At 61.3% G+C, this 23,115-nt stretch carries 20 protein-coding genes; 8 read left to right on the forward strand and 12 right to left on the reverse strand.

What is annotated here, in order from left to right; all coding sequences use genetic code 11:
- Positions 1-124: 124 nt before the first annotated feature.
- Positions 125-1,294 (forward strand): porin, encoded by a 1,170-nt coding sequence (locus tag CTR2_RS03385; protein WP_087085078.1) that lies wholly within the window; start codon positions 125-127, stop codon positions 1,292-1,294.
- A gap of 158 nt (positions 1,295-1,452) precedes the next feature.
- On the opposite strand, the gene groL is transcribed toward CTR2_RS03385, so the two are convergent.
- Positions 1,453-3,096: a chaperonin GroEL gene (groL, locus tag CTR2_RS03390; RefSeq protein ID WP_087085077.1), complete on the reverse strand. Its 1,644-nt coding sequence runs from the start codon at positions 3,094-3,096 to the stop codon at positions 1,453-1,455.
- Between the two features lie 91 nt (positions 3,097-3,187).
- Positions 3,188-3,478: a co-chaperone GroES gene (gene groES / locus CTR2_RS03395; RefSeq protein WP_003058782.1), complete on the reverse strand. Its 291-nt coding sequence runs from the start codon at positions 3,476-3,478 to the stop codon at positions 3,188-3,190.
- A 261-nt stretch (positions 3,479-3,739) separates the two neighbouring features.
- On the opposite strand from groES, the gene CTR2_RS03400 reads away from it, so the two are divergent.
- Positions 3,740-6,367 (forward strand): chemotaxis protein CheW, encoded by a 2,628-nt coding sequence (locus tag CTR2_RS03400; protein ID WP_087085076.1) that lies wholly within the window; start codon positions 3,740-3,742, stop codon positions 6,365-6,367.
- Positions 6,368-6,381: 14 nt separating this feature from the next.
- On the opposite strand, the gene CTR2_RS03405 is transcribed toward CTR2_RS03400, so the two are convergent.
- The 6 genes from CTR2_RS03405 to CTR2_RS03430 all read right to left on the reverse strand — a co-directional run bounded on the left by CTR2_RS03405 (position 6,382) and on the right by CTR2_RS03430 (position 12,691).
- Entirely contained in the window at positions 6,382-6,720 is a 339-nt protein-coding gene (locus CTR2_RS03405; RefSeq protein WP_012837020.1) for an H-NS histone family protein, read from the reverse strand.
- Between the two features lie 188 nt (positions 6,721-6,908).
- On the reverse strand, positions 6,909-7,403 hold the full coding sequence (locus CTR2_RS03410; RefSeq protein ID WP_087085075.1) for a GNAT family N-acetyltransferase: 495 nt from the start codon (positions 7,401-7,403) through the stop codon (positions 6,909-6,911).
- Between the two features lie 66 nt (positions 7,404-7,469).
- On the reverse strand, positions 7,470-8,630 hold the full coding sequence (locus CTR2_RS03415) for a bifunctional nicotinamide-nucleotide adenylyltransferase/Nudix hydroxylase (protein ID WP_087085074.1): 1,161 nt from the start codon (positions 8,628-8,630) through the stop codon (positions 7,470-7,472).
- A gap of 219 nt (positions 8,631-8,849) precedes the next feature.
- Positions 8,850-10,553, reverse strand: coding sequence for an NAD+ synthase (locus CTR2_RS03420; RefSeq protein WP_087085073.1), 1,704 nt, complete (start codon positions 10,551-10,553; stop codon positions 8,850-8,852).
- Positions 10,554-10,569: 16 nt separating this feature from the next.
- Entirely contained in the window at positions 10,570-11,775 is a 1,206-nt protein-coding gene (gene pncB / locus CTR2_RS03425) for a nicotinate phosphoribosyltransferase (RefSeq protein ID WP_087085253.1), read from the reverse strand.
- Between the two features lie 67 nt (positions 11,776-11,842).
- The gene (locus tag CTR2_RS03430) at positions 11,843-12,691 is read right to left on the reverse strand and encodes a cysteine hydrolase family protein (RefSeq protein ID WP_087085072.1); all 849 of its coding nucleotides are present in this window, start codon (positions 12,689-12,691) and stop codon (positions 11,843-11,845) included.
- 122 nt (positions 12,692-12,813) lie between these two features.
- Here CTR2_RS03430 and CTR2_RS03435 point away from each other — a divergent pair, with 122 nt between their 5' ends.
- The gene (locus CTR2_RS03435; RefSeq protein WP_087085071.1) at positions 12,814-13,497 is read left to right on the forward strand and encodes an NUDIX hydrolase; all 684 of its coding nucleotides are present in this window, start codon (positions 12,814-12,816) and stop codon (positions 13,495-13,497) included.
- A 90-nt stretch (positions 13,498-13,587) separates the two neighbouring features.
- Here the strand turns inward: CTR2_RS03435 and CTR2_RS03440 are convergent, their stop codons facing one another.
- Entirely contained in the window at positions 13,588-13,761 is a 174-nt protein-coding gene (locus CTR2_RS03440; RefSeq protein WP_003058756.1) for a DUF1328 domain-containing protein, read from the reverse strand.
- Positions 13,762-13,950: 189 nt separating this feature from the next.
- On the reverse strand, positions 13,951-15,138 hold the full coding sequence (metK, locus tag CTR2_RS03445; protein WP_003061970.1) for a methionine adenosyltransferase: 1,188 nt from the start codon (positions 15,136-15,138) through the stop codon (positions 13,951-13,953).
- Between the two features lie 126 nt (positions 15,139-15,264).
- Between metK and CTR2_RS03450 the strand changes: the two genes are divergently transcribed.
- Together CTR2_RS03450 and CTR2_RS03455 are read left to right on the forward strand one after the other, a co-directional pair.
- A complete protein-coding gene (locus CTR2_RS03450; protein ID WP_087085070.1) occupies positions 15,265-16,116 on the forward strand; it encodes a lysophospholipid acyltransferase family protein in 852 nt (283 codons plus the stop codon).
- Positions 16,113-16,994 carry a lysophospholipid acyltransferase family protein gene (locus tag CTR2_RS03455; protein WP_087085069.1) on the forward strand — a complete coding sequence of 294 codons (882 nt, stop codon included), beginning with the start codon at positions 16,113-16,115 and terminating at the stop codon, positions 16,992-16,994. The genes CTR2_RS03450 and CTR2_RS03455 overlap by 4 nt, the downstream gene beginning before the upstream one ends.
- Positions 16,995-17,044: 50 nt before the next feature.
- Here CTR2_RS03455 and CTR2_RS03460 read toward each other — a convergent pair whose 3' ends face one another.
- Positions 17,045-17,962, reverse strand: coding sequence for an alpha/beta fold hydrolase (locus CTR2_RS03460; protein WP_087085068.1), 918 nt, complete (start codon positions 17,960-17,962; stop codon positions 17,045-17,047).
- Between the two features lie 44 nt (positions 17,963-18,006).
- Positions 18,007-18,747: a ribosome biogenesis GTP-binding protein YihA/YsxC gene (yihA, locus tag CTR2_RS03465; protein ID WP_254913452.1), complete on the reverse strand. Its 741-nt coding sequence runs from the start codon at positions 18,745-18,747 to the stop codon at positions 18,007-18,009.
- A gap of 77 nt (positions 18,748-18,824) precedes the next feature.
- On the opposite strand from yihA, the gene CTR2_RS03470 reads away from it, so the two are divergent.
- From CTR2_RS03470 to ccsB, 3 genes are all read left to right on the forward strand, one after another.
- Complete coding sequence (locus CTR2_RS03470; RefSeq protein WP_034357400.1) at positions 18,825-19,448, forward strand: c-type cytochrome; 624 nt, start codon at positions 18,825-18,827, stop codon at positions 19,446-19,448.
- A gap of 130 nt (positions 19,449-19,578) precedes the next feature.
- Positions 19,579-21,759, forward strand: a complete 2,181-nt coding sequence (locus CTR2_RS03475; RefSeq protein ID WP_087085066.1) for a cytochrome c biogenesis protein ResB — start codon at positions 19,579-19,581, stop codon at positions 21,757-21,759.
- On the forward strand, positions 21,756-23,090 hold the full coding sequence (ccsB, locus tag CTR2_RS03480) for a c-type cytochrome biogenesis protein CcsB (RefSeq protein ID WP_087085065.1): 1,335 nt from the start codon (positions 21,756-21,758) through the stop codon (positions 23,088-23,090). The genes CTR2_RS03475 and ccsB overlap by 4 nt, the downstream gene beginning before the upstream one ends.
- Positions 23,091-23,115: the final 25 nt, after the last annotated feature.

Raw genomic sequence — 23,115 nt, forward strand, 5'->3', positions numbered from 1 at the left:
GAGAGGTTTGTCCCCAGAGGGAAAGGCCTGTGTTGCGCTTGTGCCAAAGCTCTCGTTGCTGGAGAAAGCATTTCTAGAATGAAATTTCCACCAACTGTTAGTGAATTAAGAGAGAGGCAACACAATGACATCTTCATTTGTGAAAAAAACATTGGCTTTGGCTGTGCTGGGTTCTCTGGGAACAATGGCTTATGCACAAAGCAGCGTGCAACTGTATGGCATTGTGGATGCAGCGATTCGTCACACGACTAATGAGGGGCCAAATAAAAGCGGTCTGACCAAAATGATCGGTGGTGGCATGTCGGAGAGCCGCTGGGGTATCAATATCAAGGAAGATTTGGGTGGTGGCCTGTCGGCTATTGCCAACCTGGAAAATCGTTTCTGGACGGATTCGGGCACGCCCAGCACCGCTCAGCCTTACTTTGCGCAGTCCTGGGTGGGCTTGCGCAGCACCAGTTTTGGTCAGGTGACCATGGGGCGCCAATACAACGTGCTGTTTGATCTGGTGACCTCTACCTATGCATCGTTCCCATATTCCCCTTATATGGATGCCTACAAGCCTGAAATCGGCATGTCTCTGGGCGCGCGTGCAAACAATATGCTGAAGTACGTTGCCGAGTTCGGGCCGGTTCGTGCGGGGTTGCAGTATTCTTTTGACGAAGGAAATACCTTTGCCAAGAAGGGCGGCAGTATTGATATGACGCCAGGTGGTCTGGCATTGAAGACCGCAGGTGGCTATCTGCGCTATTCTGCCGACGGCATTTCCGTGGGCGGTGCTTTCCAGCGCTCCACCTTGCCGGCCGGCACCGATGTGGATGCCTGGACATTGGGCGGCTCCTATCGCACCGGGCCTCTGTATCTGATGGCTGGTTACGGCCAGAACAAGGTCAAGGATAGTCTCGGTGCTGCTGGGGCTGGTGCCATTTTTGACGCCGGCCTGCTCAATGCATATTGGACAGGCTCTTCCAATGGTGGCTTTATCGCGGGCAATGCGCCTGGCAACTTTGCCAACAAGCGTGAGATGTTCAAGGTCGGTTTTGGCTACCAGGTCACGCCGCAGCTCAATGCCGGCCTGCATTACTACCATGCCAAGCAATCGGGATCGGCGACTGGCGCCTTCAATGGCAAGGCCGACTTTATCGTTGCCGTGGCTGACTATGCCTTCTCCAAGCGCACCGACGCTTATTTCGCGGTGGACTACACCAAGACCAAAGGCGGTGCGGGTGTGATGCTTGATTCCAATGGAGCGAAAAAGCGTACCGGCATCACTGTCGGCCTGCGTCATCGTTTCTAAGGCGAATCTTTGGATAGAAAAGCCAGCCCGATATCGGCTGGCTTTTTTGTGCTCGGAGCAATTCGTGAAGCTCGACGCAAAAGAAAAAGGCCGCAGATGCGGCCTTTTTCTTGTGGGCAAACCAGGTGGAGCAAACCACCTGGTCAGCAGCAGAGCAATTACATGCCCATACCACCCATGCCGCCCATGCCGCCCATGTCGGGCATGGCAGGAGCTGCGTCAGCCTTGGGGGCTTCGGCGATCATGCACTCGGTGGTCAGCAGCAGGGAGGCCACGGAAGCGGCGTTCTGCAGAGCAGTGCGAGTCACCTTGGTGGGATCCAGAATACCCATTTCCAGCATGTCGCCGTAGCTGTCGTTGGCCGCATTGAAGCCGTAGTTGCCGGAGCCGTTCAGCACGGCGTTCACGACCACCGAGGGCTCGCCACCGGCGTTGGCCACGATTTCGCGCAGAGGTGCTTCGATGGCCTTCAGAACCAGCTTGATGCCAGCGTCTTGTTCGGCATTGCCGGTAGCCAGGGCGCCAACGGCTTGCTTGGCGCGCAGCAGGGCCACGCCACCGCCGGCCACGATGCCTTCTTCCACAGCAGCGCGGGTAGCGTGCAGGGCGTCTTCCACGCGGGCCTTCTTTTCCTTCATTTCGACTTCGGTGGCAGCGCCAACCTTGATCACGGCAACACCGCCAGCCAGCTTGGCCACGCGCTCTTGCAGCTTTTCACGGTCGTAGTCGGAAGTGGCTTCTTCGATCTGGGCGCGGATTTGCTTGACGCGGGCTTCGATTTCAGCAGCTTGGCCAGCACCGTCGATGATGGTGGTGTTTTCCTTGCCGATTTCGACGCGTTGGGCTTGGCCCAGGTCTTCCAGGGTCACCTTTTCCAGCGACAGGCCCACTTCTTCAGCGATGACCTTGCCGCCAGTCAGGATGGCGATGTCTTCCAGCATGGCCTTGCGGCGGTCGCCGAAGCCAGGGGCCTTCACAGCCACAACCTTCAGGATGCCGCGGATGGTGTTGACCACCAGAGTCGCCAGGGCTTCGCCTTCGACGTCTTCGGCAATGATCAGCAGAGGACGGCCGGCCTTGGCCACAGCTTCCAGTGTGGGCAGCAGGTCGCGGATGTTGCTGATCTTCTTGTCGAACAGCAGCACGAAGGGGTTGTCCAGAATAGCGGCTTGCTTTTCGGGGTTGTTGATGAAGTAGGGCGACAGGTAACCGCGGTCGAACTGCATGCCTTCGACGACGTCGAGCTCGTTGTCCAGCGACTTGCCTTCTTCAACCGTGATCACGCCTTCCTTGCCGACCTTGTCCATCGCGTCGGCAATGATCTTGCCCACGGATTCGTCGGAGTTGGCGGAGATCGAGCCGACCTGGGCGATTTCCTTGGAGGTAGTGGTGGCCTTGGATTGCTTCTTCAGCTCTTCCACCAGGGCGGCGACAGCCTTGTCGATGCCGCGCTTCAGATCCATGGGGTTCAGGCCGGAAGCCACGTACTTGGAGCCTTCGCGCACGATGGCCTGGGCCAGCACGGTAGCGGTGGTCGTGCCGTCACCGGCGATGTCGTTGGTCTTGGAGGCCACTTCCTTCACGAGCTGGGCGCCCATGTTCTGCAGCTTGTCCTTGAGTTCGATTTCCTTGGCCACGGACACACCGTCCTTGGTCACGGTGGGGGCGCCGAAGGAGCGCTCCAGCACCACGTTGCGACCCTTGGGGCCCAGGGTAACCTTGACTGCGTTGGCCAGGATGTTCACGCCTTCAACCATGCGTGCACGTGCTTCACCGCCGAAAACTACGTCTTTTGCTGCCATTTTTGGCTCCTAAAGAATGGGGTTCAAATGTTCTGCCGGCGCTTATCAATCAATCGCCAGCAGCTATGAATAGGGGGGTGTTCGGGAAGGATTACTTCTCGACGACTGCGAACAGGTCGTCTTCCTTCATGACCAGCAGCTCGTCGCCGTGGATCTTCACGGTTTGGCCAGAGTACTTGCCGAACAGAACGCGGTCGCCGACCTTCACGTTCAGGGCGATCAGTTCGCCCTTGTCATTGCGCTTGCCGGGACCCACAGCCAGCACTTCGCCCTGGTCAGGCTTCTCGGTGGCAGCATCAGGGAGCACGATGCCCGAGGCTGTCTTGGTTTCGTTTTCGAGGCGCTTGACGATCACGCGATCGTGCAGGGGACGCAGGTTCATACCAACTCCTAAATACATCAACAAAGTTGAAACAAGACTTGCCAGCCATCCTGGCCGACATTCGGAATATCTAGGGTCAAGCTGTTAGCACTCAACCCCATCGAGTGCTAATAATAAGGCAATTTCCCGAGCTTTCAAGACCTCCCCCCAGCCGATCAGAGGGCCAATCTGTCAAGGAGCAGGGTTTGTGCGGAGTCATGTGTAACGTGTTTTTACAAATAGGCCTGGCTTTTGCTCTGTCAGAACATGCCTCTAGAAACCATGACTGCCCCGGCGCAGCGCGCCCAGGATCTGCTGCAGACAGACGTCTTCATTCCTCATATGCGCCAGGTCGGGCGCTGCGAGAGTTCGCTCAGGGAGCTGAATCTGATGTGGCGGCTCATAGAGTCCTCCGCCAAGATGAATTGCCCTGAGGAAGCGCAGGCCTTGCTGCCCATGATGGCCGCCACGCGTGGCGGCTTCGAACGGCTGGAGCAGGATCTGGTGCGCTCCATGGTCATGCAGGCGGTGGCAGGGGTGACGGCAGGGCTGTCCAGTCAGGCGCAGCATCTGATCGATACCCTGGTGCGCAATCTCTACGAGCGCACGGCCGATGTGGGGTTTCTGGCGACCGATGCCGTGCTGTGCGGTTTCATGGCCGGGCTGGATGGCGATGAGGCAGCCATTACCCGGCGTCTGCAGGCCTATCGGAGCAAATACACGGTCTATGCAGACATTCTGCTGCTGGATGCCAAAGGCCAGGTACGAGCGAGCGCGCGGGAGAGGAGTCAGGCCAAGGATCAGCCATGCCGGGATGCGTTGATTGCCCGTGCGCTGCAGAGCCCGGGCTTTGTGCAGAGCTTTGGTGCTACCGACCTGCTGCCGGGCCATGACAGTGGGCTGATCTATGCGCATCGCATGCTGGACCCCACCAACCGGCAAGCCATGGGCGTGCTGTGCCTGTGCTTTGACTTCGACGGCGAGATGCAAGGCATCTGGAGCGGACGCGAGCAGGCTGACGGCAGTGGCGCACCTGAGGCGCAGACCAGCATCGCCCTGCTGCTGGATGAGCAGGGTCAGGTGCTGGCCAGCAGCGATCTGCACTGGATTGGTGTGGGTGCGAATGTGCGGCCTCACCGTGATGGTGCGAGCGCGCTGCATGTGCATGGAGGACGCACCTATCTGGTGCAATCTGCGGCATCGGCAGGCTATCAGGGCTATATGGGCCCCCAGGGCTGGCGGGCGCAGATCATGACGCCGCTGGAGCTGGCCTTCGGCCTCCAGTCGCAGGCGGGTCTGGATGGGCTGGATGCCGAGGTGGCCCAGGGCCTGCTGACACATGCGCACCGTTTCTGCCCGCCTCTGCACGCCATCCACAGCGCGGCGGACACCATACGCCGTGTGGTCTGGAACGGGCGAGTGATGACGGCAGGCAAGCAGATGGACAACACGCGGCTGCAAGCCGTGCTCGAGCAGATTGGCGAGACCGGGGCAAGGACCAACGAGGTCTTCTCCCAGTCCATCGATGCGCTCTACGGCACGGTGCTCAATACCGCACTGCGGGACAACAGCCTGTTGACCAGTCTGCTGGTGGATCTGCTTGATCGCAATCTCTACGAGCGTGCCAACGACTGCCGCTGGTGGGCCTTGACGCCGCAGCTGTCCGAATTGCTCGAGGACCAGGCTTTGGGCGAGACGGCCCCAGATCAGGTAAGTGAGGTGTGCGAGTTGCTCACCGCCATTCACGACCTCTATACGGTCTACCAGCAAATCATGGTCTATGACGCCCGCGGCAGAGTCGTGGCCGTCAGCCAGAGAGGGCAGGCAGAGAGTCGGGAGCTACTGGGCAGTTATATAGAGGCGGACAGCTTGCACCAGGTCATGGCGCTGGCAGGGACCCAGGCCTATCACGTCTCGCCATGGCGCCCTTGTGTTCAGCACGAGGAGGATGGTCCGACCTATGTCTATCACGCGGCCATACGCAACGCCGATGGGATGGTGCTGGGCGGGATCGGCCTGGTGTTTCATGCACAGCGTGAATTCAAGGCCATGCTCGAGGGCGTGAGCGGCGTTCAGGCGGCAGGTGCAGGCAGCAGGCGGGTGGCCTACCTGAACCGCTCGGGCCTGGTCATGTCCTCCTCGGATGTGCTGCTGCAGCCAGGCATGCGGCTGGATCTGCCGCCGCAGATGCTGGCTTTGGCACCAGGCCAGAGCATGGCCCGCGCCATGGTGTATCAGGGTCAGTATTGCGTGGTGGCGATTACGGCAGGCAGCGGCTACCGGGAGTTCAAGCGCAGCGACGGCTATCGCGAAGAGGTGCTTGCGCTGTCCGTGCAGGCTTTTGGTGCGGTGCAGGACGATGCCCTGGCGGCTGTCGGTCGGCGCAACACCAGGGTGCAAAGCCTGGCTGCGGCCAGTCAGGGCAGCGCTTTGGGCATTGAGATGGCGACTTTTTTTGTGGGGCGCAGCGTGCTTGCCGTCGATGCGGCCTGCGTGCTCGAGGCCCAGAGCGCCTCGGCCATCGCTCCCGTTTCGGCCGGTCGCTTGCCGCACTGCGTGGGAACGCTGGCGCGGCGCAGCCAGGGCGTCGTGGCCGGCTATGTATGGGTCTTCGATCTGGGAGCCCTGCTCTTTGGCAAACCTGTCATCAGGACGGCGCAAAGCCAGGTGATCGTGCTGGAGCACCAGGGGCTCAAGCTGGGCGTGCTGGTCAGTGATCTCGAAGGCGTGGTGCGCTTCGAGAGCGGGCAGTTGCGACTGGCTCCTGCAATGGCGGGTGCGGCAGATCAGCTGGTGGACCGCTTGATCCGTGCCAATGACGGAGATCTGCTCATCCAATGCCTGAACGTGACGGCCCTGGTGCGCATGCTCAAGGCACCGCTGCCGGCGGAGCAGGCTGCTGGGGGCTGAACGGGCAGGGGCGCTTACTGAACCGGGAACGGGTTCTTTTCGTCGCGAGGGGCGCTGAAGTCCACGGTCGGCGTGGTCTTGATCTCGTACTGGCCGCGATCCTTGCCTTCGATCCACTTCGGGGGCTTGCCGCGGCCGGTCCAGGTCGCACCACTTTCGGGGTCGTAGTACCTGGCCTCGACCTTTTTCTTTTCTTCAGGCTTCCAGGGGAAGACCTGCTGAGAGGTAAAGCCGAAGGTGGCGATCAGTTGCTTGACGGTGGCCAGGGCTTCCTTGGCTTCGGTGCTGCGCGCTTCTTCGATGCGCTTGTCCAGCGCATTTTTCTGAGCGATGAGTTCTTGATAGCTTGGCATTCTGGATTCCAGAGATAGTGTGAAAGGTCAGCACTGATTGCCGCCTTTGTTATTGTTTTGCAAAACCATTCATTTTGGCGCAAGCGCGAACGCGCCGCATTGTTGATGCTGCGTACACTCAATCTGCAAAGGGGCGCACATCACTTCGAAGGGCTGCACACATCACTCTGGATGATCCGGTCTGGGGCTCAAGCCTGTTTTTCACCCGTGGCCATGGCCTGCAGGGCGGAGCCCGTCATGCGATAGCGGATCCATTCGGTCTGCGGCAGGGCGCCCAGGCTGTCATAGAACTTGATGGAGGGGGTGTTCCAGTCCAGGCAGCTCCATTCAAAGCGGCCGCAGTCCTTTTCCATGGCAATGCGCGCCAGATGCTGGAGCAGGGCCTTGCCGGCGCCGTGGCCGCGAGCGTCGGGCGTGATGTATAGGTCTTCCAGATACAGGCCATGCTGGCCCTGCCAGGTGGAATAGTTGAAGAAGTACACGGCAAAGCCCACGGCCTGGCCGTCAATCTCGCAGATCAGGCCGAAGACAGCCGGGTTGGCGCAGAACAGCGTGCGACGCACATGGTCGGGCGTGGCCTTGACTTCATGCTCGGCCTTTTCATAGATGGCGAGTTCGCGTACGAAGTGCAGGATCAGGTCGATGTCTTGCTCGGTGGCGGGGCGGATATGGAGCTGGCTCATAAAATAACAGGAAAAAGTGGCTTCAGCGCTTGATAGTCAAGCGCTCGCAGCTATGGTTTTTATGTGTCAGGCGACCTGGCGCTCGGGCTCGCTCTGAGCCAGAGTCACGGGCAGGAACTGGCACAGGATCTGGAAGTGGTCCTCGAAGAACTCGGCCTCCATGCGAGGCAGATCGGCAACCGGCACCCAACGGGCCAGGGCGGCGTCGTCCGCGCCCTGTACCGGGGGCAGGCTGGGCTGCACGCCCAGATCCAGATAGTGCACATGGGTGATGGTACGCCCGCGCAGGCTGCGGTCCGGGTGATCGAAGACCTGCACGGCCTGCAGGGCGGCCAGCAGATCGGCCTCGCTGATGGAGGAGCAGGTTTCTTCACGCAACTCGCGCATGCAGGATTGCCAGAGGCTGTCACGCTGCTCCAGAAAGCCGCCGGGCAGTGCCCACAGGCCCTGGCCCGGAGCATGGCCGCGCTGGATCAGAAGCACCTGGTCCTGGCCCTTGGCACGGCAGCGCAGCAGCGCATCCACGGTGACGAACACCGGTGCATAAGGTGCCTTGGCCCAGGCCCGCTTGTAGTCCTGCAGCATATGCCACTCTTTTTGCAGGCGCAGATACAGCGGTGTCTGGGCCCAGCGGCGCAAAAAGTCCAGCGTGCTCTCGGGCATCTGGGAGGAAAGCCTGGCCAGGGCGGCCTCCATGGTCTCGGGCGAGGCGTCGCCTTCACCGAAGAAGATTTCGCGCAGCGGAGTGGCATCGAACTGGCCCAGGCGTGGCAGGCTGATCAGCTCCCAGCCCGGAAAGCGGGCCAGATAGCTGCTGCTGGAGTCCTTGAAATGTCCGACCAGGGCCACGCTCGCGCCTTCGGGCACATGGGCCTGCACAGCTTCGCGCACGGCATGCACCCACAGCGGCTCGTTGTAGTAGTCGCGCACGGGAACGCAGCGCACGCGTTCGGCATCCTCTTTCGATAGCGCATTGCGCAACATCTGCGCGCGCTCCTGCCAGCTGAACGGGTTTTTGGGATTGGGTGCCTGCCAGGCGCTGCCCAGTACCACCACGACCTGGCGAGCCCGCTCCAGTGCGGCGTGAAGCAAAGCCATGTGGCCGTTGTGCAGTGGCTGAAAGCGGCCGATCAGCACGGCGGTATGCAGGGGCACGGAGGTGGGCAGAGTCTCAGGGGCGGCGGCGATGACACGCTTGCTGGAGGTGTTGGGACTGGCTTGAGGCATGAGAGCAAAACCCGTACAGAAATCTGCGCCCGCAAGGGCAAATATGGATAAAAGTGCGCAAAACGCTTACTGGGTAAGCGAGAGTAGCTCACATTTTTAAAGATTTAACCAGGCCCGGCACGGCCACAGTCGGCATTCGAGGCAGGTCGGCAGGTGCTCGGCCGCACACAAGGTGCGACAGGGCTTTGCCAGCTTGTCTCAAGCGGGTGTCGGGCATTGCTATTCGTAGTGTGCCGCAATCGGCATCTGCCGGCCCGTGCCAAAGGCCCGTGGGCGTACTCTGAGCATGGGCGGAGCCTGGCGGCGCTTGTATTCGCTGCGGAACACCAGCTTCTGCACGCGGGCGATGGTCTCGGGGCCACCGGCCTCGGTGCGCAGCTTGGCCACAAAGGCCGCGGCCTGCGCATATTCCTTGTTGGACAGATGCTGGCCCTCGATATGCCATTTGAGAATCTCGTCGAGCACGGCATAGGGCGGCAGGTTGTCCTCGTCCTTCTGGCCGGGAGCCAGCTCGGCCGAGGGCGGCTTGTCGATGATGGCCTGCGGGATCAGCTCGCGGCCCGCATGGCGGTTGATATGGCGTGACAGCTCGAAGACCTCGGTCTTGTACAGATCGCCGAGCAGGCCCAGACCGCCGTTGGTGTCGCCATACAGGGTGCAGTAGCCCACCGAGACTTCGGACTTGTTGCCCGTGGTCAGCAGCAGATGACCGAAAGCATTGGAAAACTCCATCAGCGTGGTGCCGCGTGCGCGGGCCTGCAGGTTTTCCAGTGCCAGACCCTTGAGCGGTTCGCCAAAGCTGGCCTCGAACTGGCGTGCATAGGTGGTGACCAGCTCCTTGATGGGGTGCTCGTACAGCCTGATGCCCAGATTGCGGCACAGCTGCACCGAGTCGTCGACCGAGCCCGCCGAGGAGTAGCTGGATGGCATGGTGATGCCGACCACGTTGTCCGCCCCCAGGGCATCGACGGCCAGGGCCAGCGTCAAGGCCGAATCGATGCCGCCCGAGCTGCCGACCACCACCTGCCGGAAACCGCAGCGGCGTGCATAGTCGCGCAGGCCCAGCACGATCTGCTGGCGGTAGAACTCCATGGTGGCCAGGCCTTGCGCCGGCACGGCAGGCAAGGCCGTGCCGTCGCAGGCCTGAAACCGGCCCTGCGCATTCAGCTCCAGTGTGTAGATATCTTCTTCGAAGCGCTTGGCTTCAAACACCAGGCCCGCCTCGGGCTCCACGGCAAACGAGGCGCCATCGAACACGATCTGGTCCTGGCCGCCGATCTGGTTGATGTAGAGGATGGCCAGCTTGTGGCGTGCCGCCGCCTGGGTGAAGACCTCGTGACGCTGCTCGCGCTTGCCCAGGTGGCTGGGGCTGGCGTTGATGCTGATGACCAGGTCGGGGGCCGCATCGCCCATGCGTACAAAGGGGTTGGTGGCGTAGTCGGCGCCCTGGTCGTTCCAGCCGTCCTCGCAGACCAGAAAGCCCACCTGGCAGTTGCCCACGCGCAGCACCTTGGCCGTGTCGGCTCCGGGCTCGAAATGGCGGCGCTCGTCAAAGATGTTGTAGGTGGGCAGCAGTTGCTTGTCGTACTGCAGGCGGATCTGTCCGTTCTTCAGCACCAGCAGGCTGTTGTGCAGCGGTTTGCCGGGGCCGTCGTGGCGCGTGGGTGCGCCCACGACCCAGTGCAGATCGGGGAACTGGCGCGTGGCCTGCAGCAGCTCCTGCAGACCTGCATCCAGTCTTTGCAGAAAGCTGGGCTCGTCCAGCAGGTCGCCGGGGTAGTAGCCGCACAGCGACAGTTCGGAAAACACCACCAGGTCGGCCTGTTCGGCCGCCGCCCTGGTCGCGGCTTCTCTCATGCGGCGGATATTGCCGCTGATGTCGCCCACCATGTAGTTGAGCTGGGCGAGGGTGACTTTCAGCATGGTTTTCTCCAGGGAATCAGGCGGCCTTGGCAGCAGGCTCAGGGATATTGAAGACCTGACGCAGATAGGCCAGATAGGTCTCGTCGTTGCACAGTGTCTTGCCGGGCGAGTCCGAAATCTTGGCTACGGGCTGGCCGTTGGCATGGGTCAGCTTCATCACGATATTGATCGTGGTCAGTCCCATGTCATTGGTCAGTCGCGTGCCTATGCCGAAGCCGCACTGAATACGATCGGCAAAGCGGTGGTAGAGCGCCAGGGCCGTGTCCAGATCCAGACCGTCCGAGAACACCAGACGCTTGCTCTGCGGGGCAATGCGCAGCTGGTCATAGTGGGCAATGGCCTTCTCGCCCCATTCAAACGGATCGCCGGAGTCATGACGCAGGCCGTCGAACAGCTTGGCGAAATACATGTCGAAGTCGGCCAGAAAGGCGTCCATGCCCACGGTATCGGTCAGGGCGATACCGAGATCGCCGCGGTATTCCTGCACCCAGTCCTCGAGGGCAGCTACCTGGAAGTCGCGCAGACGCACGCCCAGGGCCTGATAGGTCTGCAGATACTCATGGGCCATGGTGCCGATGGGCACCAGGTTCAGATCGCGCGCCAGCAGCACATTGGATGTGCCCTTGAACCACTGCGCGGTCTCCTGGGCAAAAGCCTGCACCACCTCGCGTTGCCAGGCTCCCGAGAAGCGGCGGCGCACGCCGAAGTCAAACAGCTCGAAGGGGTTGTGCAGCTTGGCCTCGACAGCCAGGTGCCTGAGCTGGGCCAGCTTGACCTGCAGGCGCTTGCGGCCTTCGACCAGAGCGGCCTCGGCATCGAAGCGGCGGAAGTACAGCTCGTTGACGATGGCCAGCACATAGATCTCGAAGCCCATCACATGGACTTGCGGGCCCTTGGCCACGATATGCAGCCGGTCGCCCTCGGCCCAGGCGCGAATGAAGGCACGCTGGAACTGGAAGATGCGCAGAAAGTCGATGAAGTCGCTCTTCATGAAGCGCAGACCGGCCAGATAGTCCAGCTCGCCCTGGTCAAAGCGCAGACTGCACAGGGCGTCCAGCTCGCGCTCCACCTCGGGCAGCAAGTCGGCCAGCGGGAAGGCCGTGGGCGTGCGGCAGACAAATTCGTACTCGGCCTCGGTCTGGGGGTGGCGGTGCAGCATGGCCTGCCACATGGTGAACTTGTAGAGGTCGGTGTCCAGCAGGCTGGTGATGATGGGCTTCATGCCGTTCTTCTTTTCAAAAATATGAGCTGCTAGCGCTTTATCCATAAGTGCTAGAGGCTGATTTGTCTCATAAGCCAAAGCTGGCGCTGGTTTCGCAGCGTACACCGGTTGCTCGCATGCGTTGCAGGAAGTCGCGGTGTGCGGCCTCGAATCCTGCGACCGGGCTCATGCAGTCCGTCAGCAGTACGATGCGTGAGTAGTCGCTGCTGCCCCAGTGCTCCACGATGTGCTCGGTGGTGGCGCGCACGCAATGGCTGCTGGCCTCGCCCGCAATCACCAGGGTGCTGCTCTGGCGCAACTGGGCCACCAGGGCGGTGTTGAGTCCAGTTTCGCCATCCTGCGGGTCGGGAACCTCGGCACGAATGGCGCTGTAATGCTCGGTCCAGGGGTTCATGCCCTTGAAGACATGGCGGGTGGCACGGTGCTGCAGCTCCTGCCATTGGCGGCAGGCCGCGAGCACACTGGCATGGATGCCATGACCCCAGCTGCCGATCTCGCAGTGCAGCGGCCAGACCATGAGGGTGTAGCTGCCCTGGGCCTCCAGCTGATCCAGGTATTGCAGCGTGTGTTCACGTTCGGCAGCGTTGCGCGGTGCATAGTCGCCGGCACGGACCTGCGCTGCCGTGATCGGGGTGAATGGCAGGACGGCACGGCCATCGCGCTGCTGCCAGAAAGCGGGATGGGCAATGTCGTAAGCCTGGTGCGAGTCCAGAGTGATGGTGATCTGGTCCAGCTTGTCTCCCTGGGCTGCCATCCAGCTGCTCAGGCGCTGCATATCGGCATGAGCACCCGTCACCGGAAGGCTGGGTGCCATCAGCTGATGAGTGTCAGGTGAGCGGGGGCACCAGTCGGCAGGCAGATCGCAGAAGTCGTTTTGCGGGTCAATGATGAGCAGCTGGGTTTGTGGATGACTCATGGTGTTCAGCTTTCCTGCGAGATGCGATGTCTGCAGTCTAAAACACTTAAAATATTTTTGCAACTAAGTATCTTTTGCTTCGTGTGAAATAATTAGGAAAGAAAAACGAAGTTGGTAAAAAAATGAATCAAAGTGATGAGCGCAGGGAAGCGGTGCAGGTGAGCGTGGATGTGGTGCTGCTGACCCTGGTGGAGCAGCAGCTGCATGCCGTGCTGCTGCGTCGTCAGGCTGCGCCTTTTGCCGGGGTGTGGGCCTTGCCCGGCGGCTTTATTCATACCGATGAGGATGCGGACGCCAAGGCCAGTGCGGCGCGCGTGCTCAGAACCAAGGTGGGCATAGAAGGTGCGTATCTTGAGCAGCTGGCCACCTTCAGCGGCCCGGCGCGCGATCCGCGCGGCTGGTCGGTGGCAATCGCCTATTGCGCTTTGCTGCCCGTGCAGAACCTGCCCCCCGATCGCGCCGATATCAGCGTGGTGCCGCTCTCGGCCCTGCCGCAACTGCCGTTCGATCACCGTGCCATCCTGGATGCAGCCCTGGAGCGCGTGCGCAGCAAAAGCCTGTATTCCTCTTTGCCCGTGCATCTGTGCGGCGAAACCTTCACGCTGCCGCAGCTGCAGCAGGTCTATGAAAACATTCTGGGCGAGCCGCTGAACAAGGTCAGCTTCAGGCGCAAGATGGACGAGATGGACTGGCTGGAAGCCGTGCCAGGAGCCATGCTGGGTGGCGGGGCGCATCGGCCCGCCCAGCTTTACCGGGCCAAGCCCGACTTCAGTCAGACGCTGGCGCTGACTGCCCGTGGGCTTTGAGATCGTAAGCACGTTCTCGGGTCGGCCTGCATGAAAAATGCCTGCACAAGGCAGGCATTCGGGTTGGTGTTTCGGGTCGGGCCGCGTCGACTAGCTGACTGCGCCAATGCCCAGCAGGGCCAGAACCACGAAGATCACGGCAACGGCAATGAAAATAAAAAACAGGATCTTGGCGATGCCGGCTGCGCCTGCTGCTACGCCGGTAAAGCCGAAAACACCGGCCACCAGGGAGATGATGGCAAAAATAATGGCCCACTTGAGCATCGGAACTCCTTTGTCTGAAGCGATGCCTCGAGACTAAGTCGCCAGGTGCGGACTCATGGTGCTCATTTGGGGAAAATCCTTGTCGGCTTGATCCGACAACAAAAAAGCCACCGCGATGGTTCGCGATGGCTTCTTGATGAGGCTTGAGGGCTCAAGCCCTTGGATCCTCAGGCTCGGCGGGTGTCCGAATTACTTCAGACCTGCGGCGGCGCGCAGCAGGGCTGCCTTGTCGGTGCGTTCCCAGGTGAACTCGGGCTCTTCGCGGCCGAAGTGACCGTAAGCTGCAGTCTTGCTGTAGATGGGGCGCAGCAGATCCAGCATCTGGATGATGCCCTTGGGACGCAGGTCGAAATGCGCCGCCACCAGCTTGGCGATTTCCGCATCGGGAATCACGCCCGTGCCTTCGGTGTACACGGTGATGTTCATGGGGCGGGCCACGCCGATGGCGTAAGCGACCTGCACTTGGCACTGGCGCGCCAGACCGGCGGCCACCACGTTCTTGGCCACATAGCGGGCGGCGTAGGCCGCCGAGCGGTCCACCTTGGTTGGATCTTTGCCGGAGAAGGCGCCGCCGCCATGGGGGCAGGCACCGCCGTAGGTGTCCACGATGATCTTGCGGCCGGTCAGGCCGCAGTCACCCTGAGGGCCGCCCACGACGAAGCGGCCGGTAGGGTTGATCAGGTATTTGGTGTCCAGCAGCCACTCGGAGGGCAGCACGGGCTTGATGATCTCTTCGATGATGGCTTCGGTGAACGATGCCTTCATCTTGGTCGCCGTTTCCGACTGATCGGGGCTGTGCTGGGTGGACAGCACCACGGTGTCGATGCTGTGGGGCTTGCCGTCCACATAGCGCAGGGTCACCTGGCTCTTGGCGTCGGGGCGCAGGAAAGGCAGACGGCCATCCTTGCGCAACTGGGCTTGGCGCTCCATCAGACGGTGTGCGTAATAGATGGGGGCGGGCATCAGCTCGGGCGTTTCGTCACAGGCGTAGCCGAACATCAGGCCCTGGTCGCCAGCGCCGGTATTCAGCTCGTCATCGCTGGCCTTGTCCACGCCCTGGGCGATGTCCTGGCTTTGCTTGTCATAGGCGACGAGCACCGAGCAACCCTTGTAGTCGATGCCGTATTCGGTGTTGTCGTAGCCGATGCGCTTGATGGTGTCGCGTGCGACCTGGATGTAGTCCACATTCGCACCGGTGGTGATTTCACCGGCCAATACCACCAGACCGGTGTTGGTCAGTGTCTCGGCAGCCACGCGGCTGTGCGGGTCTTGGGTGAAAATAGCGTCCAGAATCGCGTCAGAGATCTGGTCGGCAACCTTGTCGGGGTGGCCTTCAGAAACCGATTCCGAGGTAAACAGAAAATCGCTGTTCGCCATTGATATAACTCCTTGTAGCTTGGGCAATTGCGTTGCCCGAGCTTCGAAGTCTGGCGAACGCTTTAGCAGTTTTGTTTTTACGTCGCCCTGCAAGTTGCTCTTTAACTCAGCGACCCCGCTATTCTAATGCCTTCCCTGTTTCGACTGTTTGCTGCACTGCCTTTATGGCTATTGCATGGCCTTGGTGCTGCCATGGGGTGGGTGACCTGGGCGCTATCTCCCACCTATCGGCGCCGATTTGCAGCCAATGCGGCGCAGGCTGGCTATGCATTTGCCCAGGTCAAGGCTGCCGTGGGGCAGGCGGGTCGCATGGTGTTCGAGATGCCGCGCATCTGGCTGGGCCATTTGCCGGATTGCGATATTGTTAATGGAGCCGTGGCCGAGCAGGCCTATGCGCGTGGCAAGGGCATTGTGTTTCTCACGCCGCATCTGGGCTGCTTCGAGATGTCCGTGCAGGCCGCAGCGCGGCGCTGGTCGGACCTGCATGGCGCAATCACCGTGCTCTACCGCCCTGCACGCCAGGGCTGGCTGGCCGAAATTCTGGAAACCGCGCGCAATCGTCCTGGCGTTCAGGCCGTTCCCACCACCCTGGCGGGTGTGCGTCAGATGATCAAGGCGCTGCGCAAGGGTGCGGCCGTGGGGCTGTTGCCCGATCAGGTGCCGCCCAACGGTCTTGGCATCTGGTCGCCTTTTTTCGGCCGCGATGCGTATACGATGACATTGGCAGCACGCCTGGTGCTGCAAACCGGGGCCACGGTCATCGTGGCGCGGTGCGAGCGCAAGTCCTGGGGGCGGGGCTACACGCTGTATCTAGAGGAATTGCCTGTGCCCGAATCTCAAACGCTGGAAGCCACCGTGGCGCTGATCAATCGCGCCATGGAAACCACCATTCGCCAGTCTCCGCAGCAATATCTGTGGGGCTATGGCCGCTACAAGCAGCCGCGTGAAGACAAGCAACCCTCGGGGGAGAAGGCATGAGCGCCAGCAAGATCGCCATTGCCGGCATGCATGTGCTGGCCAAGCTGCCGCTGCCCCTGCTGCGCGGGCTGGGCAAATTCGTGGGGCGTGTGCTGTTTGTGGTGGCGGGCCAGCGCCGGCGCATTGCGCTGCGCAACTTCGAGCTGTGCTTTCCCGATGTGCCTGAGGCACAGCGCAAAGCCTGGGCGAAAGAGTCCTTTGAGGTCTTTTGCCAGACTTTTCTCGACAGAAGCTGGCTGTGGTTCGGCTCCGAGGAGCTGGTGCGCAGCCGTGTCAAGCTGATCGGGGCCACGCATGAGCTGGAGGGCGATACACCCACCATCGTCTTCGCGCCGCATTTCTACAGCATGGATGCCGGTGGCCTGGCCCTGCCGCTCAATACCGAGCGCGAGTTCACCTCCATCTTTGCCACCAATCCCGACCCGGACCTGGATGCCTGGTTCATGAATGGCCGTCAGCGCTTCGGCAATGTGAAGATGCTCAACCGCGCAGATGGCGTCAAACCCATCATCCAGTGCCTGCGCAAGGGCGGGCTGCTGTATCTGCTGCCCGATATGGACTATGGCAAGAACGATTCGGTGTTCGTGCCCTTTTTTGCGGTGGAAAACACGGCCACGATTCCCTCGCTTTCGCGCTTTGCGCGCCTGGGCAAGGCCAAGGTAGTGGCGCTCTACAACCGAATGACGCCTGAAGGCTATGTGGCCGAGCTGACGCCGGCCTGGGAGAACTTCCCGACGGACGACCATGTGGCCGACACCGCCCGCATGAACCGAGAGCTGCAGGCCGCCATCATGACCATGGTGCCGCAGTATTACTGGGTGCACAAACGCTTCAAGACGCGCCCCGATGGCGAGCCATCGCTGTACTCCGGGAAATAGGCGTCAAATCGTTATCCAGGCTTGATGGCAGGGCGCCAGAGGCTTCCTGTTCAGGAGCGAACTGGCGCTAGAAGAAACTTCGCCAGGGCGCGCTGCACGGCCTCCGGCCTTTCGTGGACCACCCAGTGGCTGCAGCCTTGGAGATGCTCTATCTCCAGCTGCGGCACCCATTGCTCCAGCCCGTGCAGCAAGGCGGGCTGCAGTGCCAGGTCGCTATCGCCCCAGAGAATGCGCACTGGCACAGGAATGTGCAGCATTTCATCGGGCAGGCTGAGCTCGCGAATGTCCTGCAGTTCATCGGCGCTGCCGCCGGGTCGGGGCGGCACCAGCGGGCTGGCCGCGTAGAACATGCAGGCGCCGTGCACGCCCAGATCCCAATGCTCGCGGTATTGCTGCTGACGCTCGGGCGTCAGCCATGCGGGCATGCTGCCGTCGGGGTTCTGAAAGAATCCGAGCATGCGCTGCCAGCCGTTTTCGGCCAGCAGCTCGGGGGCATCGGGCCGGCGCAGAAAATGCATGTACTGGCTGGCGGACTGCTGCACGGGATTGGACTGCAGCTCCCGCAAGAAGCTGCCAGGATGCGGGGAGTTGAGTATCAGCAGCCGCTCAAGCTGCTGGGGATAGCGGTTGGCCAGGCCCCAGGCCACGGCACCGCCCCAGTCATGGGCAATCACGCAGGCGGCGCGCTTGGCAGGGCTTTCCAGCGCAATCAGTGCGGCAAGATCCTCTACCAGGTATTTGGCGCGGTAGTCACTGATGGCCGTGGGTTGGCTGGATCGGCCATAGCCGCGCAGATTGGGCGCCACGCAGCGGTAGCGGCTGCCGAATTGCTCAAGCAGCCCATCCCAGATGAAAGCGCCTTCGGGGAAACCGTGCAGAAACAGCAACAGGGGCTGACCCGGCTCGCCGCTGGTGCGGCATTCCAGTTCAACCCCTGTGGACAGGGTATGCATGCAAGTCGTGACCATGAAGCTCTCCTTTTTGTAGCTTCTGGCGCTTGCAAGATAAGCGCCTATGGCTGATTTTGCGCAGGTGTCTCGTCTGCAGGCGTCGCTTGGGTGACGGGAGCCGCCTGGGGCAATCCCTCGGGGTGGCACCAGTGCCACAGCAGCTGGGCCACATCGTCCACGCCCTGCTTTTTGAGGGCAGAGAACAGACGCACCTCGCCGCCACCGGCATTGAGCTTGGTGATGGACAGGATCTTGGCCTGCTCGGCACGGGTCAGCTTGTCGGCCTTGGTCAGCACGATGAGAAACTTCAGGCCTTGCTCCACGCGCGGGCGGATGGCATCCAGCAGGGCTTCGTCGAGTTCGGTGAGGCCCAGGCGCGGGTCGCACAGCAGCACCACGGCGGAGAGGCTTTCGCGGCTCATCAGATAGTTGAGCATGACGCGCTGCCAGCGCTCCTTGTCGGTGCGGGAGACAGCTGCGTAGCCGTAGCCGGGCAGGTCGGCCAGCACGGCATCGGTCACGCCCTGCTTGCCCAGCGCAAACAGGTTGATGTGCTGGGTGCGGCCGGGCTTCTTGGAAGCGAAAGCCAGCTGCTTTTGCTGGGTCAGGGTGTTGATGGCGGTGGACTTGCCGGCGTTGGAGCGGCCAACGAAGGCAATCTCGGGAACGTCGACTTTGGGCAGCTGGTTGAGCTGGGCCGCGGTCGTGAAAAAACGCGCGGTGTGCATCCAGCCCATCGCAAGCTTGCTGTCGATCAAAGAAAGTGTTTTTCCGGTAGTGGTATCCGGGGAAGCATGGGTCATGACGGTAACTATTTCAGGGAGGCCCATTGTAGAATTTGACGGATTCGCGCTCTCAACAATAGACCCAGCCCCTTGATATGAAGTTGCTTGCCTCTTTGCTGACTGCTGCCATTTTCGCAGCACCTGCCTTCCCCGCATTTTCGGCGGGAGAAACACCTGTGAAGGCGGATGCTGCCAAAGGGCAAGCCAGTTATGGGGCGGTTTGCGCCGCCTGTCACGCCGCAGACGGCAATTCCACCATTCCCCTGCAGCCCAAGCTGGCAGGCCAGCACCCCGAGTATCTGGTCAAGCAGCTGCGCGAGTTCAAGGATGGCAAGCGCAATGACCCGGTGATGAAGGGCTTCGCCGCCACGCTCAGCGATGGCGACATGCAGAACATTGCGGCCTGGCTGCATACCCAGGCACCCAAGAACGGCTTCTCCAAGGACAAGGACTCCATCGCTCTGGGTGAACGCATTTACCGCGGCGGCATTCAGGAGCGCCAGATTGCCGCCTGCGCGAGCTGCCACAGTCCCAACGGCTCCGGCATTCCGGCCCAGTACCCGCGTCTGTCGGGTCAGCATGCGGAATACACCGTGAAGTCGTTGACGGACTTCCGCGACGGCAAGCGCAGCAATAGCATTCCCATGGCCCAGGTTGCTGCCAAGCTTAATGATCGCGAAATCAAGGCCGTGGCAGACTATATAGCTGGCTTGCGTTAAAAATCCTTTTCATCAGATGCGCGGGTGACTCCGGGAACTTTCAGGCATCTGGCACCCCCCAAGTCAGGCGGGCCCATCGGCTAGTTCAGCAGATGGCCCGCCTTTTTGCGTTCGGCTCTATCTCATCCTCATGTCAGACCTTCCACTTCGCGATCGTGACTCCTCTCGCTCACAGGCAGTGCGCGCGACTCTGGAGTTGCTGGCCTCCATGCGCTTTGCGATTTCACTGCTCACGGTGATCTGCATCGCATCGGTCATCGGCACGGTGCTCAAGCAACATGAACCGCTGGTCAACTATGTCAATCAGTTTGGTCCCTTCTGGGCGCAGCTGTTTCTGGCGCTGAAGCTCAATGCGGTCTACAGCGCCTGGTGGTTTCTGCTGATTCTGGCCTTCCTAGTCATCAGCACCTCGTTGTGCGTGAGCCGCCATGCTCCCAAATATCTGGCCGACATCCGCAACTACAAGGAGAACCTCCGCGAGCAAAGCCTCAAGGCCTTCCACCATCGCGCCGAGGCGGATGTGGCGGGTAGCACCGAAGAGGCGGCCAAGCGCCTTGGCCAGCAACTGGTGTCTGGCGGCTGGAAGGTCAAGATGCAGCAGCGCGATACGGCGGCCGGGCCCGGCACCGGCTGGATGCTGGCTGCCAAGGCCGGTGCGGCCAACAAGCTGGGTTATATCGCCGCGCATTGTGCGATTGTGCTGATCTGCATTGGCGGCCTGTTTGACGGCGATCTCATCGTGCGGGCCCAGATGCTGCTGGGCGGTAAAACACCTTATACCGGTGGCGGCATGATCTCGGACGTGGCGCCCGAACACCGTCTGTCCATCAAGAATCCGACCTTCCGCGGCAATCTCATGGTGTCCGAAGGTACGCAGTCCGGCACGGCCATCCTGAATCAATCGGATGGCATCTTGCTGCAGGATCTGCCATTTTCGGTAGAACTCAAGAAATTCATCGTGGAGTACTACTCCACCGGCATGCCCAAGCTGTTTGCCAGCGATATAGTGATTCATGACCGCGCCACTGGCGAGAAGCTGGAAAAGCGCGTGGAAGTGAACCATCCGGCCAGCTACAAAGGCATCGAGATCTACCAGAGCAGCTTCGATGATGGCGGCTCCAGCGTCAAGCTGCATGCCGTGCCCATGGATGGCGTCTCCCAGCCCTTCGACGTGGAGGGCGTGATCGGCAACTCCACCGAGTTCGTGCGCAAGCTGGCCGATGGCCAGCAGGACAAGGTGACGCTGGAGTACACGGCGCTGCGCACCATCAATGTGGAGAACTTCGGCGGCCAGGACAAGGGCGGCGCCGGTACCGATGTGCGCAAGGTCGACCTGAAGCAGGCCATCGACGAGCGTCTGGGCGCTGCCCACAAGACCACGGACAAAAAGGATTTGCGCAATATCGGCCCCAGCGTGGGCTACAAGCTGCGCGATGCCTCGGGTCAGGCGCGCGAGTTCCAGAACTACATGCTGCCCGTGGACACGGGCGAGGGCCAGCCCGTTTTCCTGCTTGGCGTGCGTGAGAACCAGGCCGACCAGATGCGCTATCTGCGCGTGCCTGCCGATCCTGAAGGCACGATGAACACCTTCATGCAGCTGCGCCAGGCCATGCAGAGCAAGACCCAGGCCGAAAAGGCGGCGCGTGCCTATGTGCAGCGGGCGGTCGATGTCTCCAAGCCCGAGCTGGCCGAGCCGCTGACGCAGTCCGCTCTCAAGGCGCTGGAGCTGTTTGCTGGTCAGGACGCCAAGCTCAAGGGCCCTGACGGCCGCCAGCTCGGGGGTCTGCAGGCGATATCGGACTTCATGGACAGCAATGTGCCCGAGGCCGAGCGCGAGCGCGCCGGTGAGGTGCTGGTGCGGATTCTGAACGGCGTGCTGTTCGAGCTGGCCCAGCAGGTGCGCCAGCAGGCGGGGCTCAAGCCTTTCGAGAACGACGAGAAGACCCAGGCCTTCATGACGCAATCGGTGTTCTCGCTCAGCGATGCGCAGTTCTATCCGGCACCCGTGGTCTTCATGCTGCAGGACTTCAAGCAGGTGCAGGCCAGCGTGTTCCAGGTGGCGAGAGCTCCCGGTAAAAACATTGTTTACCTGGGTTGCCTCTTCCTGATCATCGGTGTTTTTGCCATGCTGTACGTGCGTGACCGCCGCATCTGGATCTGGCTGACCCCTGCGAACGGTGCCAGCCATGCGAACATGGCTTTGTCCACCAACCGCAAGACCATGGATGGCGACCGCGAATTCGTCATGCTGGCCGACAAGCTGATCGGGGCCAAGCCCTTACAAAAGAAGACTCCCGGAGGTTCTGTATGAACACCGTAACCACGACATTGACTCTGAACGAAGGCTATTTCGCCCGCCGCAACTGGTTTGACTGGTTGTTCGCGGTCGTGGTGGCAGTGGGCCTGGGCTATGCGCTGCAGCGCTACGCCGCCTATATGGATGTGTATGAGAAGGGCATTTTGCTGGCGACCATCCCGGCCATGATCTGGATGGGCTGGTTCTGGCGCCCGCTGGCGGTGCTGATGCTGACCGTGGCCGGCTTCTCGCTGATGACCATCGGTCTGTACCAGGGAGGAGATGGCGGCGAACTGGCACGATCGGAGACCGTCTTCGGCCTGAAGTACTTCCTCTCCAGCCAGTCCGCCATCCTGTGGATGAGCATGGTGTTCTTCATCAGTACGGCTTTCTACTGGATAGGCGTGTTTGCCAAGGGCGAGCGCTCGGTGATGTCGCTGCTGGGCTCGCGCTTGGCCTGGCTGGCCGTCGCCATGGCGCTGATCGGCACCATGGTGCGCTGGTACGAGAGCTATCTGCTGGGTCCTGACATCGGCCATATCCCCGTCAGCAATCTCTACGAAGTGTTCGTCATGTTCTGCTGGATGACGGCCATCTTCTATCTGTACTACGAGCAGCATTACGACACGCGTGCCCTGGGCGGTTTTGTGATGCTGGTGGTCAGCGCGGCCGTGGGTTTTCTGCTCTGGTACACGCTGGTGCGCCAGGCCCATGAGATTCAGCCCCTGGTGCCTGCCCTCAAGAGCTGGTGGATGAAGCTGCATGTGCCCGCCAACTTCATAGGCTACGGCACGTTCGCGCTGTCTGCCATGGTGGCGTTTGCCTATCTGATCAAGCAGCAGGCCACCGAGACCAAGTGGTACAAGCTTGCACCGCTGTGGCTGCTGGGCGTGGTGCTGTGCTTCGAGCCCATCGTCTTTCGCAAGGGCGCGACCGAGAACGGCGGCAGCTACTGGATGGTGTACTTCGGCATCTCGGCCCTGATCGTGGCCGGCATTCTGCTCTCGCGCAAGCGCATTGCCGCACGCCTGCCTTCGTTCGAGATTCTGGATGACGTGATGTACAAGGCCATCGCCGTGGGCTTTGCCTTTTTCACCATTGCCACCGTGCTCGGTGCACTCTGGGCGGCCGAGGCCTGGGGCGGCTACTGGAGCTGGGACCCCAAGGAGACCTGGGCGCTGATCGTCTGGCTCAACTATGCGGCCTGGCTGCACATGCGATTGATGAAGGGCCTGCGCGGCACGGTGTCCGCCTGGTGGGCGCTGGCGGGTCTGGCCGTCACCACCTTTGCCTTCCTGGGTGTGAACATGTTCCTGTCGGGTCTGCACAGCTACGGCGAGCTGTAGGCCTCGCACCAGGCACTCCAAAAAA

Source organism: Comamonas thiooxydans (assembly GCF_002157685.2).
Taxonomy (GTDB): Bacteria; Pseudomonadota; Gammaproteobacteria; order Burkholderiales; family Burkholderiaceae_C; genus Comamonas; species Comamonas testosteroni_H.

Coding starts and splice junctions, on each gene's coding strand:
- CTR2_RS03415 (WP_087085074.1), bottom strand. CDS start 8,630: ATGCCTCAAGCCAGTCCCAACACCTCCAGCAAGCGTGTCATCGCCGCC.
- CTR2_RS03405 (WP_012837020.1), bottom strand. CDS start 6,720: ATGCCAAGCTATCAAGAACTCATCGCTCAGAAAAATGCGCTGGACAAG.
- CTR2_RS03430 (WP_087085072.1), bottom strand. CDS start 12,691: ATGAGTCATCCACAAACCCAGCTGCTCATCATTGACCCGCAAAACGAC.
- pncB (WP_087085253.1), bottom strand. CDS start 11,775: ATGAAGCCCATCATCACCAGCCTGCTGGACACCGACCTCTACAAGTTC.
- groES (WP_003058782.1), bottom strand. CDS start 3,478: ATGAACCTGCGTCCCCTGCACGATCGCGTGATCGTCAAGCGCCTCGAA.
- CTR2_RS03435 (WP_087085071.1), top strand. CDS start 12,814: ATGAATCAAAGTGATGAGCGCAGGGAAGCGGTGCAGGTGAGCGTGGAT.
- CTR2_RS03420 (WP_087085073.1), bottom strand. CDS start 10,553: ATGCTGAAAGTCACCCTCGCCCAGCTCAACTACATGGTGGGCGACATC.
- CTR2_RS03460 (WP_087085068.1), bottom strand. CDS start 17,962: ATGGTCACGACTTGCATGCATACCCTGTCCACAGGGGTTGAACTGGAA.
- CTR2_RS03450 (WP_087085070.1), top strand. CDS start 15,265: ATGCCTTCCCTGTTTCGACTGTTTGCTGCACTGCCTTTATGGCTATTG.
- CTR2_RS03455 (WP_087085069.1), top strand. CDS start 16,113: ATGAGCGCCAGCAAGATCGCCATTGCCGGCATGCATGTGCTGGCCAAG.
- CTR2_RS03470 (WP_034357400.1), top strand. CDS start 18,825: ATGAAGTTGCTTGCCTCTTTGCTGACTGCTGCCATTTTCGCAGCACCT.
- metK (WP_003061970.1), bottom strand. CDS start 15,138: ATGGCGAACAGCGATTTTCTGTTTACCTCGGAATCGGTTTCTGAAGGC.
- ccsB (WP_087085065.1), top strand. CDS start 21,756: ATGAACACCGTAACCACGACATTGACTCTGAACGAAGGCTATTTCGCC.
- yihA (WP_254913452.1), bottom strand. CDS start 18,747: ATGACCCATGCTTCCCCGGATACCACTACCGGAAAAACACTTTCTTTG.
- CTR2_RS03385 (WP_087085078.1), top strand. CDS start 125: ATGACATCTTCATTTGTGAAAAAAACATTGGCTTTGGCTGTGCTGGGT.
- groL (WP_087085077.1), bottom strand. CDS start 3,096: ATGGCAGCAAAAGACGTAGTTTTCGGCGGTGAAGCACGTGCACGCATG.
- CTR2_RS03475 (WP_087085066.1), top strand. CDS start 19,579: ATGTCAGACCTTCCACTTCGCGATCGTGACTCCTCTCGCTCACAGGCA.
- CTR2_RS03410 (WP_087085075.1), bottom strand. CDS start 7,403: ATGAGCCAGCTCCATATCCGCCCCGCCACCGAGCAAGACATCGACCTG.
- CTR2_RS03400 (WP_087085076.1), top strand. CDS start 3,740: ATGACTGCCCCGGCGCAGCGCGCCCAGGATCTGCTGCAGACAGACGTC.
- CTR2_RS03440 (WP_003058756.1), bottom strand. CDS start 13,761: ATGCTCAAGTGGGCCATTATTTTTGCCATCATCTCCCTGGTGGCCGGT.